This is a genomic window from Sinisalibacter aestuarii, assembly GCF_027923545.1.
In the GTDB taxonomy this organism is placed as follows: domain Bacteria; phylum Pseudomonadota; class Alphaproteobacteria; order Rhodobacterales; family Rhodobacteraceae; genus Sinisalibacter; species Sinisalibacter aestuarii.
The window spans coordinates 238,507-256,710 of sequence record NZ_BROH01000003.1 but is presented as its reverse complement, the minus strand read 5'-3'; the positions used below and the strand labels follow the sequence as shown (position 1 = coordinate 256,710).

Below are 18,204 nucleotides of genomic sequence, written 5' to 3'. Positions count from 1 at the left end.
GAATGGGGTTATGTGAGTGGCGGTGGGGTCTTTGCCTCTTATGCGCCTTCCATGACCGGGCCGGTGGAGGTCAGGTCCGGGTCGATGAAACTGTCTTTCTCGGGGTCTCCCTGCATCAGCAGCAGGAAGCAAAGCGTGGCGATCGGTTGCCATGCGAGCGCGGCGGCAACCTTGTCGGCGGTGTAGTGGCCCTTGGTGTGGAGCAGGTTGACCGTGCCGATCACCCGGCCATTGGCGAGCGCGGGCAGGTTCATGTTGCTTTCCAGACCCAGCGCCTGAATCTTCTCCCAGTCGAAGAAGACCTCGGCGATCTCCCCGATGCTGGTCGAGGAAAACGGCTTCGCGCCTTCTATGACCGTCGCGTAATAGCGGTTCCGGTCGAGCCGCTTGAAGTTGCCGGTGGGGTAGGCGTCCGGATCGTCCGAAAACACCCGGCGGCTGCGCATCGCGTCGAGATCGTAGATCGACGCGGTGGTCAGCTTCGAGCCCACATCGCGGCGCAGCCCGTCGAGCAGATAGCCAAACAGCATCCTCGCGCTTTGCGGGGCGGCCAGGATGTCGGCGACGCGGGCCATATCGTAGGGATACGCGGTCATGCCGCCACCTGCGCGGAGGCAAGGGCGCCGCGGGCGATGCGGCCCGATTTGATGACGGCTGTCAGGTGCTGGTCGGGCTTGCCGAGGATGGTCACATCGGCGAAGGGGTCGCCATCGACCACGATCATGTCGGCGCGCGCGCCCTCGGCGATGACGCCGATCTCACCATCCAGCTTGCACAGTTTCGCGCCGATCCGGGTGGCGCCGTCAATGATCTCGGCCGGGGTCAGAACCTTTGCCAGAATGTCGAATTCCATGCCGCCGTACTTGCGGAGCTGACCGAGAAGATCGGTACCGAAGGCCATCGGCAGGCCGGCCTCGCGCATGATGGCGAGGCTGTCGAGGCCCGCATCGCGCACGATGTCGATCTTTGCGATGGAGGCTTCGCCAAGGCCGAGCTCCTTGCCCTCAAGCTTCAGCCCCTCATAGGCGACAAGCGTCGGCACCGCGATACAGCCCTTTTCCGCGGCAAGTTTCGCGGTTTCGGGGGTGATCAGGTTGCAATGCTCCAGCGAATGAACGCCAAGCTCGACACAGCGGCGGATCGCGTCGTCATGGTAGACATGCGCCGACACATAGGTGTTGGCGTTGCGGGCCTCCTCGACCATTGCCAGGATTTCGGCGTCGGAATACTGGATCGAGTCGATCGGATCGTTCGGCGACGCCACGCCGCCATTTGCCATCACCTTGATGAAGGCCGCGCCTTCCTTGAGCATCTTGCGGCAGGCAAGGCGCACATTGTCGACGCCATCGACGAGAACGCCCATGTTCCCAAGCCGCCAGCCCAGCGCATCGGGGCGGGTATCGGTGCGGGCGCGCAGATCGGTGTGGCCGCCGGTCATCGACAGACCCTTGCCGCAGATGACGAGGTTCGGCCCGTCGATGAAATCATCCTCGACGGCGCGCACAAGGCCGATATCGGCCCCGCCGAGATCGCGCACGGTGGTGAAGCCCTTGCCGAGCAACTCGGTCATAACCGCGCCGGCGCGGAAAGCCGCCAGCGAGTCCGGTGCGATGCAATTGTCCCACAGGTCCAGCGAATGGGCGACCACATGAAAATGCGCGTCGATCAGGCCCGGCATCAGGGTTTTGCCGCCGAGGTCGACGATCCCGGCGGCGGCGGGGGCAGGGGTGCCGACCGAGACGATGCGGTCGCCTTCGGTCACCACGGTGGTGGGCGCGGTCAGTGCTCCGGCGTCCAGATCGGGCAGGCGGGCGTTGATATAGGCGGTCAGGGTCATGTGGTCCTGTCTTTACTTGAGTTACCTGACGACGAAGCCGTGAGCATAGGGGTCGCGGTCGTCGATGAAGATGGTGTTGAAGCCGGTCTGGCGGGCCCAGCCGCCGATCGAGGGGATGATTGCATCGCGGTCGCCAACTTTCGTGGCGGCCTCGACCCGGCCTTCGAACAGGCTGCCGATGATGCTTTCGTGGATGAAGGCGTCGCCGACCGTCAGCTTGCCCCTGGCGGCCCATTGCGCCATCCGGGCCGAGGTGCCGGTGCCGCAGGGTGAGCGGTCGATCGCCTTGTCGCCATAAAACACGGCGTTGCGCGCGGTCGCCTCCGGGTGCTGCGCCGCGCCGGTCCAAAGGATGTGGCTCAGCCCGTTGATGGCCGGGTTCTCGGGGTGGACGACATCGTATGTCTCGTTCAGCGCGGCGCGCAGCTTCGGGCTGAACCCGATCAGTTCGCCCGCGCTGTAATCGGCGATGTCGCGGAAGTTTTGCTGCTGGTCGACGATGGCGTAGAAGTTGCCGCCATAGGCGATGTCGACCGTCAACTCGCCCAGTCCCGGCACCTCGGCCGTCAGGTTCTCGGCATAGAGAAAGGCAGGCACATTGGTCAGGCGGACCTGTTCGACAAAGCGGCCTTCCTGTCTGTATTCGACGGTGACGACCCCGGCGGGCGTGTCGAGCACCAGCTTGCCCGGCTCGCGCGGCGTGACGAGGCCGTTTTCGATGGCCATGGTCACCGTGCCGATGGTGCCGTGGCCGCACATCGGCAGGCAGCCGGACGTTTCGATGAAGAGCACCGCCACATCGCAATCCTCGCGGGTCGGCGGGTAGAGGATCGAGCCCGACATCATGTCGTGACCGCGTGGCTCGAACATCAGGCCGGTGCGGATCCAGTCGTATTCGGCGATGAAATGCGCCCGCTTCTCGATCATGGTCGCACCTTCGAGGCGGGGGCCGCCGCCGGCGACAAGCCGGACCGGGTTGCCGCAGGTATGGCCGTCGATGCAGGTGAATGTGTGGTTGGTCATGCCCGCCCCCTGATGAAACGCCCGGCGCGATAGGGGGCGAGGTCGATGGCGGTGCCCCGGCCGGCGACAAGATCGGCGACGATCTCCGCCGTGCCGGCGGATTGGGTCAGCCCAAGGTGGCCGTGGCCGAAGGCGAGGATCAGGTTCGGATGCCCCGGCGCGGCACCGATGACCGGCAGGCTGTCGGGCATGGAGGGGCGAAATCCCATCCAGCGTTTGCCGCCGGTCGTGTCGAGCCCGGGCAGGAAGGATTTCGCCTTCGCAAGAAGGGCGTCGGCGCGCTTCATGTTGGGGGCGAGCCTCAGCCCCCCAAGTTCGACGGCGCCGCCGACGCGCACACCATCGCCGATCCGGCTGACCACGAAGCCGTGCGAGGAAAAGCTGACATGCGTGCGCAGGTCGAACGCACCGGCGGGCAAGGTGGTGTTGTAGCCACGCTCGGTTTCCAGCGGCAGCCGCAAGCCGAGCGGTGCGAGCAGGGCGCCGGATTGTGCGCCGGCGGCGAGAACGACGCGGTCGAAGTTTTCGGCCCCGGCGCCGGTTTCGAGCCGAACGCCCGCGCCCTGCGGTGCAAGGCGCGCGACGGCCTCGCGCCTGTAGGCGACACCGTGGCGCATCATGTCTTCGGCGATGAACTCGACCCAGGCCCTGGGGTCGGTGACGTTGATCCAGTCCGGGGTGAACACGGCGTTCGTGAAACGCTCGCTGATGCCGGGCTGGATCTCTGCAATCGCGGCGTGGCTGGTCAGCGTCTCGAAGCGAATGCCCGCGGCGGCGCGTTCGTCCCAGCCTGGCTGGCTTGCGCGGAGCTGGCCTGGCGTATCGTAAAGCTGAAGCTGCCCTTCGCGGCGAATCAGCGCGGTACCCCTGATGGCCACGAGAAGATGGTTGAGCGCATCGCTGGAGAAGCGCATCAACGCCGCTTGCGCATCGCGGGCGGCGGCATAGCGGTCGGGCATCGAGGCCCGTGCGAATCGAATGAGCCAGGGCAGGATCTGCAGCGCATAGCCGGGGCGGATCGCGAGGGGCCCGAGCGGATCGAAGAGCCATTTGGGCGCCTGGCGCAGGATGCCGGGGGTGGCGAGCGGAATGATGTCGCTGAAGGCGAAGGCACCGGCATTCCCCTGTGAGGCACCGGCGGCGATCCCCTCGCGGTCGAACACCGTGACCTCATGGCCGTCGCGCATGAGGGCATGTGCGGCGCTCACGCCGATCACTCCTGCACCTACAATGCCAACACGCATTTCGCAGCCTTTCCACCGTGGTCGAGACCTTGGATACCAATCTGCATTTGTTTTGTCGACAACAAATATACGATTTGAACTTGCCCGCGTACTTTGCAATAATTCAAAGTGTTTTCTGATCTGGATTGGGCGATGGAATGAAGAGCGGTACCAAGAAATCCGAAGCAGCCGAGAACGGGCGCAAGCGTGGATCGGGCGTTTCGACGGTCTATGAGACGTTGCGCCGGGAGATCATTGATCTGACGCTGGCGCCGGGCAGCCCGATCGACGAGGCGCAGCTTGCCGAACGCTTTGCCCTGTCGCGGACGCCGATCCGCGAAGCGCTGGTCCGGCTGGCGGCGGAGAATCTGATCACCACCCTGACCAACCGCGCGACGATCGTCTCGCAGATCGACTTTCTGAACCTGTCGTCCTTCTTTGACGCGCTGACGCTGATGTACCGCGTCACCACACGCGAAGCGGCGGTAAACCGGAGCGAGGCCGACCTGGAGGCGATCCGCGCCTGCCAGGCCGAATTCACCAGAAGCGTGGCCGCCCGCGATCCGCTCGAAATGATCTCGACGAACCGCGATTTCCATGTGGCCATCGCGCAGGCGGGCGGGAACAAGTACTACACCGATCTTTTCACGCGTCTTCTGGACGAGGGCCGGCGCATTCTCCGCCTCTATTACTCGTCGTTCAACGATGAATTGCCGCGGCAATACGTGATCGAGCACGAGGATATCATCGACGCAATCGCCGCAGGCGACATTGCCCGTGCCGATGCCCTCGCGGTGGCCCATGCCGACCAGATCGTGCGGCAGATTCAGTCCTACATCGCGGCGGACCGCCGCAACAGCATCGGCCTTTCGCTCTAGTCGGCGCGCAGCGCCTCCGATTGTTTCCCTTGGAAAAACATGTGCTTGTGCGATGTTTTTCCTGTAGATAGACTGGAAAAAATATTTATTGTCGACAATGGGTCGACGTATTGGTATGCATTCAGCATCCAATAGCTGGCATTGCCGGAGAAAACCCTTCCAGCCTTTGCCCGGTTCTTGAAAGGACGAGAGATGAACACCGATATCTTCAGCGGCTGCATTCCCGCGCTGATGACCCCCTGCACGCCGGACCGCAAACCCGACCATGCCGCTCTGACAAGGAAGGGCAAAGAACTCATCGAGGCCGGTATGAGCGCCGTGGTGTATTGCGGCTCGATGGGCGATTGGCCGTTGCTGACCGATGAAGAGCGCATGGCGGGGGTCGAGGCGCTGGTCGAGGCAGGCGTTCCGGTGATCGTCGGCACGGGTGCCGTCAACTCGAAATCGGCCGTGGCCCACGCCGCCCATGCCGCGAAGGTGGGGGCCCGGGGGCTGATGGTGATCCCGCGCGTGCTGTCGCGGGGTACGTCGGTTGCCGCGCAGAAGGCGCACTTCTCGGCCATTCTCGACGCCGCGAAGGGGCTGCCGGCGGTGATCTATAACAGCCCCTATTACGGGTTTGCGACCCGTGCCGATCTGTTCTTCGAGCTGAACGCGGCCTATCCCAACCTGATCGGGTTCAAGGAATTCGGCGGCGCCGACGATCTGAGCTATGCCGGCCAGCACATCACCTCGGCCCGCGACGACCTTACCTTGATGGTCGGCGTCGATACGCAGGTGTTCCACGGTTTCGTCAATTGCGGCGCAACCGGCGCGATCACCGGAATTGGCAACGCACTTCCGAAAGAGGTGCTGCACCTGGTGGCGCTGTCCAGGAAGGCGGCGGCGGGCGACGCCGAGGCGCGCGCGAAGGCCAGGGAGCTGGAAGAGGCGCTGATGGTGCTCTCCACCTTCGATGAAGGCGTCGATCTGGTGCTCTTCTACAAGTACCTTCACGTCCTGAACGGCGAGGAAGAATACCGGCTGCATTTCAACGAAACCGACGAGCTGTCCGATGCGCAGCGCGTCTATGTCGAAAAGCAATACGCGCAATTCAAGACCTGGTACGCCGCCTGGGCGGCCTGACCCGAACGAACACTCCCCGCAGACCCGGCGCCACGAGACATCGCGGTGCCGGGTCTTTGGTGTAAGGGGCGGGCTCACAAAGCGATGGCCCGCGAACCGGGGCAAGCCATTGGCGATCTGCGCCCGGTGCCGCATCAGCCGATGATCCGGGCTTCGCGGGGTAGCGAGGTCAGCGACCGCGATCCGCCATCGGTGACCAGCACGTCATCCTCGATCCGCACCCCGATCCCGGCGGGATCGTATAGGCCGGGTTCGATGGTGATGACCATCCCGGCTTCGAGCGGCGCATGGTTTCCGATCATGAGCTGCGGGGCCTCGTGGATGTCGAGCCCGAGCCCATGCCCGACCTTGTGGTGGATATTCGCCTCGAACCCGGCATCGCGCAGAACGCCCTGAACGGCGGCGTCCAGCTCGTGGGGCGTCAGGCCCGGACGAACCATCTCGCGGCCCAGCCTGTTCGCGGCGAGCACGGTGTCATAGAGCGTTTTGTGAGCGTCGGGGATCTCCTCGCAGAAATAGGTGCGCGTGATGTCGGCGCTGTAGCCGGCAAGGGTCGCGCCGAAATCGAACAGAAGCGCATCGCCGCGCCGCAATCTGCGCCCGGCGGAGGGCACGCCATGACAATCTGCCGCCGCGCCGCCGGCGAGAACGATCAGATCGAAGGCCGCGCCATCGGCGCCGCGCTCCAGCATGTTGATAAGCAGTTTCGAGCGGATCTCGGTCTCGGTCATCCCCGCGCCGATATGGTCGAGCGTGGCCAGCAGCGCGGCTTCGCTGATCTGCACGGCGGCCTCGATGGCCGCGATTTCGGCCACGTCCTTCACGATGCGCAGGGGGGCAAGCATGGTCGTCCCGTCCAGCGGCGCGGTGGCGAAGGCCGTGGCGAGCGCGGCAGCCTCGAACTGGCGCATCCGGTTGCCCTCGACCGCGATCCGGCTCAGCCCGGTCTGTCTGGCAAGCGCCGCCAGGGCATCGGCGTAGCCGTCGCTGTCCTGCCAGTAGATGGTCTGCGCCTGCGGCACCTCTGCAGCCCAGCGGTCGCGCTCCAGGGCTGGGATCGCTGCGTGCATGTCGCCATCGGCGGTAACGATCAGGATCGTCGGGCGCTCCATCAAAGCAAGGGTCACGCCGGTGAGATAGAAAAAGTTGGGTCCGGGCACGAAGGCGATCGCGGGGCAGTCCGCGGCCTTCAGAAGATCGGTCAGCTTGGTGAGGCGGCTTTGGTAATTCATGCGATGTTCTTTCCGTGTGGCGTGGTCAGTCCAGTGCCGAAGTCGACAGGTCGACCTCGTCCGCGATGGACGGCTCAAGCGATGCCCGGATGACGTTCAGGATCGCGGCGATCTGATCGCCGACGATCCGGTTACAGGCGGTAACATCGCCCTTGCCGATTGCGTCGATCAAGGCACGGTGAAGCTCCGCCTGAAGCCGCAGGTCGGCCTCGGCCGCATAGGGAAAGTAGTGGAGGAGGAGGGTGCGCCGCCCGGCATCGAGGCATTGCGGATAGTAACGGCCAAGAAAGAAATTCCGCGCCACATCAGTATAGCCGCGTTGCAGCCCCAGCAGCGCGAGCGCGATCTCCAGCGTTTCCTCGCGCCCGATCGTGGCCTCGAAGCTGTCGACCGCGGCCCGCAGCGTGGCGATATCGTCTTCGGTGCGCCGCCGCGCGGCATCGACGCAAATCGAGCGAAACAGGATGAGCCAGGTGTCGAGAAGATCGTTCAGCCGGTGCATTGATAGCGGCATGACGATGGAGGAGCGGTTTTGCAGCACCTTCACCAGCCCTTCGCCCGACAGCATGAAGATCGCCTCGCGCACCGGCGTGCGGGACAGGTTGAACTCGCTGGCAATGCCAACCTCGTCGAGCCCGCTGCCGGGCTCCCGCTTCAGGGTCAGGATTTCCTCGCGCAGCGCCTGATACACGGTGGTCGCACCGCGCTCGCGCTTGGCGGTGCCGGTCGAGGCGGGTTTTTCGTCTTTGGCCATCGGTTCCTCCTCTGCCGGTCAGCGCTGTGCCGGTCTCGGCTGGCATGCGAGTCTGGTAGCATAAAGTTTGCATAAAAGTCTTGCATAAAATTTGCATGCAACCTAGCGTTTCTGAAAGCAAGGTTGCGAATCCCGTTGTAAAAAAGGGGTTTCGGCTGTGCTGCCGCATGGCTGCGGTCAAGAATCAGATCCCGGAACAACCGGGCTTGCCACGAAAATACAACGGAGAGGTGATCCAGATGGCATCAACCGGATACCGCGTCTCGGCCGATATCGGCGGGACGTTCACGGATATCGTATTTCAGAATTCGGATAACGGCGACGTGCGTGCGCTCAAGGTCTTGTCGACCCCGCACAACCCGGCGCTCGCGGTTCTGGAGGGCGTGGCAAAAGGGCTGGGAGACGACGAGCATATCGACTTCTTCGTGCACGGCACCACGGTCGGCCTGAACTCGGTTCTGACGCGCAAGGGTGCGAAGGTCGCGCTGCTGACCACCGAGAATTTCCGCGATGTCTACACCATCCAGGGCAACAATCGCGGCGAGATCTTCTCGATCCGCTGGCACAAGCCCGAACCGCTGGTCACCGTCGAAGATACCTACACCGTGCGCGAGCGCATCGCGGCCGACGGCACGGTGGAAACGCCCATTGTGCTCGAAGAGCTCGACAGGCTGGTCGATGCGGTGACGGAAAAGGGCTACGAGGCAATCGCCATCTGCTTTCTCTTCGGCTTTCGCAACCCCGAGCACGAGCTTGCCGCCGAGGCTTATCTGCGCGCGCGCCTGCCGGAGATCGACATCGCGCTGTCGCATAAGGTTTCGCCCGAATGGCGCGAATTCGACCGGATTTCCACCACCGCGATGGATGCGTTCACCGCGCCGGTGGTGCGGCGCTACCTGACGACGCTGGTCGAGCAGATGCAGGGCACGCTTCCCGCAGGCGGGCAGGTGCATGTGATGGAATCGAACGGCGGCGCGATGACGGCGACCGCGGCGGCGAGCACGCCGCTGCAAACGCTTCTCTCCGGCCCCGTGGGCGGCACCATCGGCGGTCGCGCGCTGGCCGATCAGACCGGCCGCAAAAACCTGATCTGCGTCGATATGGGCGGCACCTCCTTCGATGCCAGCCTGATCGTCGACGGGCTGCCGTCGACCTCGAACGAGGCGACGCTCGAAGGCTTGCCGGTCCAGATGTCGGTGGTCGACATTCACGTGATCGGCGCGGGCGGCGGCTCGATCGCCTGGGACGAGGCCAACGCGCTTCGCGTCGGGCCGCAATCCGCAGGCTCCGTGCCCGGTCCGGCCTGCTACGGGCGGGGCGGAACTGAACCGACTGTGTCGGACGCCAATCTGGTGCTGAAGCGCCTCGACAGCGCCAACTTTTCCGGTGGCGAGCTGACACTGGATGCGCAGGCCGCGCGGGATGCCTGTCAGCGGCTGGGCGACAAGTTCGGCCTGTCTCCCGAGGCTTTCGCGCAAGGCGTGATCGACATCATCAATGCCAAGATGGCCGATGCGATCCGCACCATCACCGTGCAGCGCGGCATCGACCCGCGCGACTTCGCCTTGCTTGCCTATGGCGGGGCAGGGCCGTCGCAGGCCGCCGCTCTGGCCGAACAGCTCGATATCACCGAAGTCATCATCCCGGTCCATCCCGGCGCCTTCTCGGCTTACGGGATGTTGCAAACCGACATGCGGCACGACTTCAAGATGACCTATTACGGCGACTGGGGCGCTGTCGATCCGGCGGAGATCACGGCGCATTTCGAGGCGCTGGAGGCCGAAGGCCGCGCCCACCTCAAGGAAGAGGGGATGGCCGACGACGACATCAGCTTCGAACGCTCCGTCGATCTGCGCTATGAAGGTCAGGAATACGTCCTGACCGTGCCCGCGGGCACCGGCACCGTCGATCCCGCCACTGTCCGCGCCGTTTTCAACGACGCCTATCAGCAGCAATACGGCCATTCGTCGACGGTCGCCGGAGCCGAGGTCGCCAATCTGCGCGTCGCCGCTCTCGGCCGGCTGAAACGCCCGGGCCTGCCCAGCCCCGTCGACCGGCAAAGCCGCGAGAGCCACAGCCGCCCGGTCTATTTCGATGGCGCCGAACATGCCACCACCGTGGTGCGGCGCGAGGCCTATGCCCTGGGCGACACCATTTCAGGGCCGGCGATCATCGAGGAGGAGACGACCACCACCCTCATTCCCCCCGGCTGGACCGTCGAGGTTATCACCGGCGGCCATCTGTCCATGACCAAATCGAGAGAGGCGTGATCCCATGACTCAAGTGAAAGCAGATCCGATCACCACCGAAGTCGTGCGCAACTTCGTCATCTCCTGCGCCGAGGACATGAACGCGGCCCTTTGGCGCTCGGCCTATTCGCCGGTCATCTACGAGGGCCGCGACAGCGCGGTCGCCATTCTCGACCATGAAGGCGAGATGCTGGGCCAGTCCACCGGAGTGCCGCTTTTCGTTGGCGCGATTGACGCCTGCGTGCGTCTGGTGCTCGAAAAATACGGCGAGGATATCGGGCCGGGCGACATTTTTCTTATGAATGACAGCTACCTTCAGGGCACGCACCTGATGGATTTCACCGCGGTGGGCCCGCTGTTCCACGATGGCAGGCTCGTCGGCTTCGGCGCCGCCCGGGCGCATTGGTCGGATGTGGGGGCGATGGATCCGGGGATGCCGATGGGGTCGTCCTCGATCTTTCAGGAGGGCTGGCGGCTGGGCCCGACCCGCGTGTGCCAGAACTATGAGGAATTGCCCGACTGGATCGACCTGATCCAGCGCAACACCCGGATGAAAGCGGCGATCCTCGGCGATTTCCGCGCGCAGATCAGCGCGATCCGCACCGGCGAGCGCCGGTTGGGTCAGTTGCTCGACCGGATCGGTCAGGAGAGCTATCGCGCTTCCTGCCTGAACATCTTCGAACAGGCCCAGGCGCTCGACCGTGCCGCGATCGGCGCGCTGAAAGACGGCACCTGGTCGCGTGAAGGCTATATCGACAATGACGGCCAGAGCGACGATCCGGTCAAGGTTAGGCTGACGCTGACCATCGACGGCGAAGACATGATCATCGACATGGCCGGCTCGTCGCCGCCTGTGGCCGGGTCGATCAATTGCGGCGCGGTGCAGACGGAATCGCTCCTGCGCCTCGCTTACAAGACCATGATCAGCCCCGAACGCGCGATCACCGGCGGGTCGTTCTCGACGATGCAGGTCAGAATCCCCGATGATTGCATGTTCAATGCCCGCGAACCCTATGCCTGCGCCTGGTATTTCACCGGCCTCGGATTGCTGGCCGATCTGATGATCACCTGTCTGTCCGAAGCCATGCCGGAGCGGGCAACCGCCGCGCATTACGGCGATTCGATGGTGGCCTCGTTCTTCGAGGTCGACCCCCGGAAGCGGCAATGGCTTACGGTCGAGGCCACCGCCGGCGGCTGGGGCGGCACCAATGGCTCGGACGGGGAAAGCGCGCTCATCAACCTGGTGAATGGCGGTTTCCGGAACATGCCGGCGGAGGTCTACGAAACCAAGTTTCCGGTCAGGATCGAGGAATTTTCGATCCGCCCGGATACCGGCGGCGCCGGCCGCTGGCGCGGCGGCAACGGGGTAACCCGGAGCTATCGCCTGCTTGACGACGCCGGGGGCGCCTTGTGGTTCGAGCGGTCGAAAACACCGGCCTGGGGGCTTGCGGGCGGCAAGGACGCGGTCGGCCCGGCCAACACGCTGGTTTTGCCGGACGGGACCGAGGAGAGCCTGCTGAAGATGCGTGCCCGCGCGCTTCCCAAAGGAACGCTCGTGGTAACCCGCACCGGCGGGGGCGGGGGCTATGGTGACCCGCTGGCGCGTCCCTTCGCCGAGATCCAGACCGATCTCGACAGGGGCTGGCTGAGCGGCGAGGCCGCGCGCCGCGATTACGGTGTCGTGGTGATCGACGGACGGATCGACGTAGCGGCCAGCACGCCGCGCACCACGCTCTGACAGACCGGTCCGAAGCCCGCATTGCCGGCGGGCTTCGGACCCAGCAGGCAGGAGAGCCGCATGACCGATACCGCCCAGTCGCTGGCAGCCGCTTTGAGCCAGGCCGCCACAGCGCTTGCTACACCCGGTGCCGAGCCCGGCGCCGTGATCGCGCCGGTTGCCGAACACCTTATCCGTGCCTTCGATCTCGGCCTCGTCACGGTGACGCATCGCGACCCGTCTGACGGCTCGTTCCTGCGCCTCTATTCCTCGATGCCCGGCGCCTACGAGGCTCAGGGCCGCAAGCCCGCGAACGAGACGGAATGGAGCCGCCAGGTGATCGACGAGCAGAAGAGCTTCGTTGCGAACGATTACGAAGGTCTCGCGCAGGTGATGTTCGACCACGAGAAAATCCGCTCCCTTGGCCTCGAATCGATCCTGAACATTCCGATCGTCGTCGCCGGTGACGTGGTCGGCACGCTCAACTGCCTCGGTCCGGCCGGACATTTCAGCGACGAGGTGGTGGCAGGCTGCACCGGCGCCTGCCTGCCGGTCGCGGCCGCGCTCATGATCGAAAGCGGCGCGCCGGGGTGAGGCGGGGATATGGCGCGGGCGGCATGAGCTTTCGGGAGTGAAATTGATTTAAGTCAAGGCCAATTGTGTTTGCCGGGATCATGATTTGTATGCAAAGCAAAGTTTTAAATACGCTACAACGCCACCCGGAGTACATTCATGACACAGAGCGCCACCTTCGACACAACCGATCCGGAAGACATCGCCGGACGCCCGAAGCCCACATATCAACAGGTTCTCGACCACGATTCTCATCAGCCCGACGCCTGCCTGCGCGCCACGTCCTATGCCGATCTCGGGTCGGAGTCGGTTCCGGTCGAGCGCTACGTTTCGGCCGATTACCTTGCACGCGAAATCCGCCTGATGTGGAAGAAGGTCTGGCAGATGGCCTGCCGCGAGGAAGAGATTCCCGAGCCGGGCGATCAGATCGTCTACGACATCGCCGACAGTTCCGTGCTGATCGTGCGAACCGAGGACAACAGCATTCGCGCCTTCGTCAATTCCTGCCTTCACCGCGGGCGCAAGCTGCGCGCGGAGGCTGGCAATGCGCCGCAGATAAGGTGCAAATTCCACGGCTGGAGCTGGAACCTCGACGGCAGCGTCAAGAGCATTCCCTGCCGGTGGGATTTTCCGAACCTGAGCGACGAGGATGCGCATCTGCGCGAAGTGAGGGTCGACAGCTGGGGCGGCTTCGTCTTCATCAATTTCGACAAGGACGCGATCTCTCTTCAGGAATATCTCGGCGTTCTGCCCGAGCATTTCGCCAATTGGCGTCTTGAGGATTGCTACAAGTCGGTCCACCTGGCCGGGATCATGGACTGCAACTGGAAGGTCGCGCAGGAAGCCTTCATGGAATCCTACCATGTGATCGCCACGCATCCGCAGATTCTGCCCTTCTTCGCAGATGCCAGCGCGCAATACGATGTGTTCGGCGATCACGTGAACCGGAACCTCGCGGCGTTCGGCGTGCCCAGCCCGCATATGGCCGGCACCGAGCCCGACGAAAGCCAGATCGTCGGTGCCATGCTCACCATGTGGGGGCAGAACAAGCTGCTGGACGTGAAGAACAAGGAAGAAATCAAGGCGCGGCGGGAATTGGGCGATATCGCCCGAACGGCCTTTACCCGCGCCTATGGCAAAGACCATTCCAGCGTATCGGATGCCGAAGTGCTCGATGCGCTTGTCTACAACGTCTTCCCCAATTTCGCGCCCTGGGGCGGCTTTGCGCCGAACATCGTCTATCGCTGGCGGCCGAACGGGCTGGATGTGAACAGCTGCATCATGGAAGTGATGATCCTCAAGCGCTGCCCGCCCGACGCGCCCCGCCCGAAACCCGCCGAGATGCGCTGGATCGACAAGGGCCAGCCCTGGTCGGATGCCCCGGAACTGCCGATCCTGGGGCCGGTGATCGACCAGGATATCTCGAATATGGGGCTGGTGCAGGACGGGCTGCGAAGCTCGGCCACGGGCAAGGTCGAACTGGCGCAATATGAAGAGCTGCGCATCCGCCATTTTCACCAGACGCTTGAAAAATACGTTGGCGCATAGCCTTGCGGCCCCGGCTTCGGCCGGGCGCCGCCTCTCCGGCGCCGCGAAAATCGGGCGTTTTGTAACGCCGCGCTTGCTGTATGCTGGCCCGACAGGCTTCATCCGGAGGGACGCGCATGAGACTGACGGTAAACGGCACCTCGCATGAGGTCGATGTGGAAGCGGATATGCCGCTTCTGTGGGTGTTGCGCGACGAGCTTGGCCTGACCGGCACCAAATATGGCTGCGGCGTCGCCTCCTGCGGGGCCTGCACGGTGCATATCGACGGGGTCGCCGTGTTGTCCTGTCAGACAGCGGTGGGCGATGTCGGCGCGGGCGCGGTGACCACCATCGAGGGGCTGGGCACGCCCGATGCGCTGCACGCGGTGCAGGCCGCCTGGATCGCGCATCAGGTGGCGCAATGCGGCTATTGCCAGTCGGGGCAGATCATGCAGGCGGCTAGCCTGCTGGCCGAAAACCCGTCGCCCAGCGATGCCGAGATCGACGAGGCGATGGACGGCAATCTCTGCCGCTGCGGCACCTATCCGCGCATCCGCGCCGCGGTGCAGACCGCCGCGCGCAGCCTGCAGGGGGCCTGATCATGGGACGCGCCAGAACAATCGCCCGCCGCACCTTTCTGATCGGCTCCGCCGCGCTGCTCGGCGGCGTGGCCTTCGGGGTCTACAAGGTGAAGACGCCCTATCCGAACCCGCTGGAAGACGGGCTGGCCGATGGCTCGGCCACGTTCAATCCCTGGGTGCTGATCGACAGCGAAAAGGTCACCCTGATCACGCCCCATGCCGATAAGGGGCAGGGCGTGGCCTCGGCGCAGGCGGCGCTGATCGCGGAAGAGCTGGATATCGAGTTCGGCCAGTTCGAGATCAGCTTCGGTGCGCCGGCGAAAGCCTATTACAATACCGGCATGGCCGATGAGGGCGTGCCCTTCATGGCCAGCGACGAAAGCCGCATGGCCGAAACCGTGCGCGGCCTCGCCGGCAGCGCGATGAAGCTGGTGGCGATGCAGATGACCGGCGGGTCGACGACCATGCCCGACAGTTTCGACAAGCTGCGCGAAGCCGGCGCGGTGGCGCGCGAAACGCTGAAAGCCGCCGCCGCGCAGCAAAGCGGCGTGCCGGTGGGCCAGCTCAAGACGGCGCGCGGCGCGGTGATCCTGCCGGACGGGTCTGAGATCGCCTATACCGCGCTGGCGGCGACGGCGGCCGGGATCGCGCCGGTGACCGGCGTGGCGCTGCGCGATCCCTCCGCGTGGCGGCTCATCGGCAAGCCGATGCAGCGGCTCGACATGGTGGCGAAATCCACCGGCACGCTCGGCTACGGGCTCGACATCCGCCACGAGGGGATGCTGTTCGCCACCATCCGGCGCAACCCGCAGAAGGGCGGGGCGATGCTGTCTTACAACGCCGCCGCCGCCGAGGGGATGGCGGGCGTGAAGAAGATCGTGCCACTCGCCGACGGTGTGGCGGTGGTGGCCGACAACACCTGGCGCGCCTTTCAGGCCGCCGATGCGATCACCTTCGACTGGGGGCCCGCGCCCTATCCGCCGGAGCAGGCGGCGCATTGGGAGGCGATCGCCGCCTCCTTCACTGAGGATCGGCTCGACAAGACCTGGCGCGACGATGGCGACACCGGGGCGGCGCTGGCCGCGGGCACGCCGTTCAGCGCCGAATACCGCGCGCCCTATGTGGCCCACCAGCCGCTGGAACCGCTCAACGCCACGATCCTCGTCACCGATGAACGGGTCGATATCTGGTGCGGGCACCAGACGATTTCGATGATCGAGGGCGCGGTGGCGGCAATCACCGGGCATGACACATCGCAGGTGCATTTCCACAACCATTTCATCGGCGGCAGCTTCGGCCACTGGCTTGAACTCGGTTTTGTCGAACAGGCCGCCGAGGTGGCCAACCAGATGCGCGGCGTGCCGATCAAGCTGACCTATTCGCGCGAAGAGGATTTTGCGCAGGATTTCCCGCGCCAGCCCGGTATCGCGCGGGGGCAGGGCATTGTGAAGGACGGCCATGTCGAGGCCGTGGATCTGCAGATCGCCATGCCCTCCGTCCTCGGCTCGCAGATGGGGCGGCTCGGGATCTCGATCCCCGGACCCGACAGCCAGATCTCGGCGGGCGCGTGGAACAACCCCTATGCGCTCCCCAATTACCGGATGCGCGCCTATCGCGTGCCGGAGCTTGCGCCGGTTTCGTCCTGGCGCTCGGTCGGGGCCTCGGCCAATGGCTTCTTCTTCGACTCCTTCCTTGACGAGCTGATCCACGAGGCCGGCGCCGATCCGATGGCCGAGCGTATCCGGCTGATGCAGCATGAGGTGAGCCGCAAGGTGCTGGAAGCGGTGGCCGAGATGTCGTCCTGGGGCGGGGCGCTGGCGCCGGGCAAGGGGCGGGGCGTGGCCTTTGTCGAGAGCTTCGGCGTGCCGGTGGCGGAGGTGGTCGAGGTGACCGATACCGAAGAGGGCATCCGGATCGACAAGGTCTGGGTCGCTGCCGATGTGGGCACCGTGGTCGACCCGGTGAACTTCGAGAACCTCGTGCAAGGCGGCGTGATCTTCGGCCTCGGCCATGCGATGAATTGCGAGATCACCTATGCCGGCGGCGCGGCGGAACAGGTGAATTTCTACGATGCCGAGGGGATGCGCTTTCATCAATGCCCCGAGATTGTGGTGCGCGGGCTGGAAAACGGCCACAAGGTGCGCGGGATCGGCGAGCCGCCGGTGCCGCCCGCCGCCCCGGCGCTGGCCAACGCGATCTTCGCCGCCACCGGGCAGCGTCTGCGCGAGATGCCGTTCAATAAATTCGTCGACTTCGCCTGAAATTCCGGGCCGCTCACCCTGCCGGGCGGTCCGCAATCCCGCCGCCAGGACCTTGGCTTGACATCCAAATATAACCTTAACATGTTAAGCAAAATGATCCGGCCCCCGGGCCAGCACAGGAGCCACCATGCCCATTCCGGCCCCCAACCTCTATCCGCCCTTTAACATCGTGCGCCTCAGCCATGTCGACTTCGCGGTGACCGACCTTACCGCCAGCCGCGCCTTTTACGTGGATACGCTCGGGCTTCAGGTGACCGACGAGAGCGACGCGGCGATCTATCTGCGCGCGATGGAGGAGCGGGGGCACCATTGCCTCGTGCTGCGCAAGGCCGACGCGGCCCATGCCGGCGCGCTGTCATTCAAGGTTTTCGACGAAGACCAGCTCGACCGGGCGCATGACTGGTTCGCGGGCCGGGGCCATGCGGTGCGCTGGGTCGAGCGCCCCTATCAGGGCCGCACGCTGGCGACGCATGATTGCTTCGGGATGCCGATCGAATTCTATTTCAGGATGGACCGTCTGCCCCCCATCCACCAGAGCTATGCCCTTTATCGTGGCGTGAAGCCGCTCCGGATCGACCATTTCAACGTGTTCAGCCCGGATGTGGACAAGGCCGTCGGCTTTTATAACGAGATCGGCTTCCGGGTAACGGAATATACCGAGGACGAAGAGAGCAAGCGGCTCTGGGCGGCCTGGACCCACCGCAAGGGCGGGGTGCATGACATCGCCTTCACCAACGGCCTCGGCCCGCGCCTGCATCACACCGCCTTCTGGGTGCCCACGCCGCTCAACATCATCGACCTGCTCGATCTGATGTCGACCACCGGCTATGTCGCCAATATCGAGCGCGGGCCGGGGCGGCACGGCATTTCCAACGCCTTCTTCCTCTACATCCTCGACCCGGACGGCCACCGGATCGAGATCTACTGCTCCGATTACCAGACGGTCGATCCCGATCTGGAGGCGATCAAATGGGATCTGAAAGACCCTCAGCGCCAGACCCTCTGGGGCGCGCCCGCGCCGCGCTCGTGGTTTGAACTCGGCTCGGTGTTCGACGGGGTGGAGCCGGTGGCCTCGGGCCTCGGCGCCTCGCCGATCATCGCCCCGTGATCCGCGCCGGAAAAATGTGCATCCGTTAACCGGGTAGAAAGGGCTCCGCGCATAGCGTCTCCCCGACATGTCCCGGCGTGTCCCGGCGCCGCCGGGTCTGCCGGGCGCCAGCATGG

The 18,204-nt window shown here is 64.7% G+C and carries 15 protein-coding genes; 9 read left to right on the top strand and 6 right to left on the bottom strand.

What is annotated here, in order from left to right; translation table 11 throughout:
- Positions 1–38: 38 nt before the first annotated feature.
- The 4 genes from QMG28_RS08010 to QMG28_RS07995 are packed head-to-tail and all read right to left on the bottom strand — an operon-like array spanning position 39 to position 4,104.
- Complete coding sequence (locus tag QMG28_RS08010) at positions 39–596, bottom strand: hypothetical protein (protein ID WP_281841695.1); 558 nt, start codon at positions 594–596, stop codon at positions 39–41.
- Positions 593–1,837: a metal-dependent hydrolase family protein gene (locus QMG28_RS08005; RefSeq protein ID WP_281841694.1), complete on the bottom strand. Its 1,245-nt coding sequence runs from the start codon at positions 1,835–1,837 to the stop codon at positions 593–595. Before QMG28_RS08005 ends, QMG28_RS08010 begins: the two co-directional genes overlap by 4 nt.
- A 21-nt stretch (positions 1,838–1,858) precedes the next feature.
- Positions 1,859–2,860: a 4-hydroxyproline epimerase gene (locus tag QMG28_RS08000; protein WP_281841693.1), complete on the bottom strand. Its 1,002-nt coding sequence runs from the start codon at positions 2,858–2,860 to the stop codon at positions 1,859–1,861.
- Positions 2,857–4,104: an NAD(P)/FAD-dependent oxidoreductase gene (locus QMG28_RS07995; RefSeq protein WP_281841692.1), complete on the bottom strand. Its 1,248-nt coding sequence runs from the start codon at positions 4,102–4,104 to the stop codon at positions 2,857–2,859. Before QMG28_RS07995 ends, QMG28_RS08000 begins: the two co-directional genes overlap by 4 nt.
- Positions 4,105–4,241: 137 nt before the next feature.
- On the opposite strand from QMG28_RS07995, the gene QMG28_RS07990 reads away from it, so the two are divergent.
- Complete coding sequence (locus QMG28_RS07990; RefSeq protein ID WP_281841691.1) at positions 4,242–4,961, top strand: GntR family transcriptional regulator; 720 nt, start codon at positions 4,242–4,244, stop codon at positions 4,959–4,961.
- 192 nt (positions 4,962–5,153) lie between these two features.
- Entirely contained in the window at positions 5,154–6,086 is a 933-nt protein-coding gene (locus tag QMG28_RS07985; protein ID WP_281841690.1) for a dihydrodipicolinate synthase family protein, read from the top strand.
- 134 nt (positions 6,087–6,220) lie between these two features.
- Here QMG28_RS07985 and QMG28_RS07980 read toward each other — a convergent pair whose 3' ends face one another.
- The gene (locus QMG28_RS07980) at positions 6,221–7,318 is read right to left on the bottom strand and encodes a M24 family metallopeptidase (protein ID WP_281841689.1); all 1,098 of its coding nucleotides are present in this window, start codon (positions 7,316–7,318) and stop codon (positions 6,221–6,223) included.
- 25 nt (positions 7,319–7,343) lie between these two features.
- Positions 7,344–8,072 (bottom strand): GntR family transcriptional regulator, encoded by a 729-nt coding sequence (locus QMG28_RS07975; protein WP_281841688.1) that lies wholly within the window; start codon positions 8,070–8,072, stop codon positions 7,344–7,346.
- 239 nt (positions 8,073–8,311) lie between these two features.
- On the opposite strand from QMG28_RS07975, the gene QMG28_RS07970 reads away from it, so the two are divergent.
- The 7 genes from QMG28_RS07970 (at position 8,312) to hpaD (ending at position 18,088) form a co-directional block, all read left to right on the top strand.
- A complete protein-coding gene (locus tag QMG28_RS07970) occupies positions 8,312–10,342 on the top strand; it encodes a hydantoinase/oxoprolinase family protein (protein ID WP_281841687.1) in 2,031 nt (676 codons plus the stop codon).
- Between the two features lie 4 nt (positions 10,343–10,346).
- Positions 10,347–12,059 (top strand): hydantoinase B/oxoprolinase family protein, encoded by a 1,713-nt coding sequence (locus tag QMG28_RS07965; protein WP_281841686.1) that lies wholly within the window; start codon positions 10,347–10,349, stop codon positions 12,057–12,059.
- 60 nt (positions 12,060–12,119) lie between these two features.
- On the top strand, positions 12,120–12,632 hold the full coding sequence (locus QMG28_RS07960) for a GAF domain-containing protein (protein ID WP_281841685.1): 513 nt from the start codon (positions 12,120–12,122) through the stop codon (positions 12,630–12,632).
- 138 nt (positions 12,633–12,770) lie between these two features.
- The gene (locus tag QMG28_RS07955) at positions 12,771–14,159 is read left to right on the top strand and encodes an aromatic ring-hydroxylating oxygenase subunit alpha (protein ID WP_281841684.1); all 1,389 of its coding nucleotides are present in this window, start codon (positions 12,771–12,773) and stop codon (positions 14,157–14,159) included.
- Between the two features lie 116 nt (positions 14,160–14,275).
- Positions 14,276–14,737, top strand: coding sequence for a (2Fe-2S)-binding protein (locus QMG28_RS07950; protein ID WP_281841683.1), 462 nt, complete (start codon positions 14,276–14,278; stop codon positions 14,735–14,737).
- A 2-nt stretch (positions 14,738–14,739) separates the two neighbouring features.
- A complete protein-coding gene (locus QMG28_RS07945; RefSeq protein WP_281841682.1) occupies positions 14,740–16,980 on the top strand; it encodes a xanthine dehydrogenase family protein molybdopterin-binding subunit in 2,241 nt (746 codons plus the stop codon).
- Positions 16,981–17,107: 127 nt separating this feature from the next.
- Positions 17,108–18,088, top strand: a complete 981-nt coding sequence (gene hpaD / locus QMG28_RS07940) for a 3,4-dihydroxyphenylacetate 2,3-dioxygenase (RefSeq protein ID WP_281841681.1) — start codon at positions 17,108–17,110, stop codon at positions 18,086–18,088.
- Positions 18,089–18,204 lie beyond the last annotated feature (116 nt).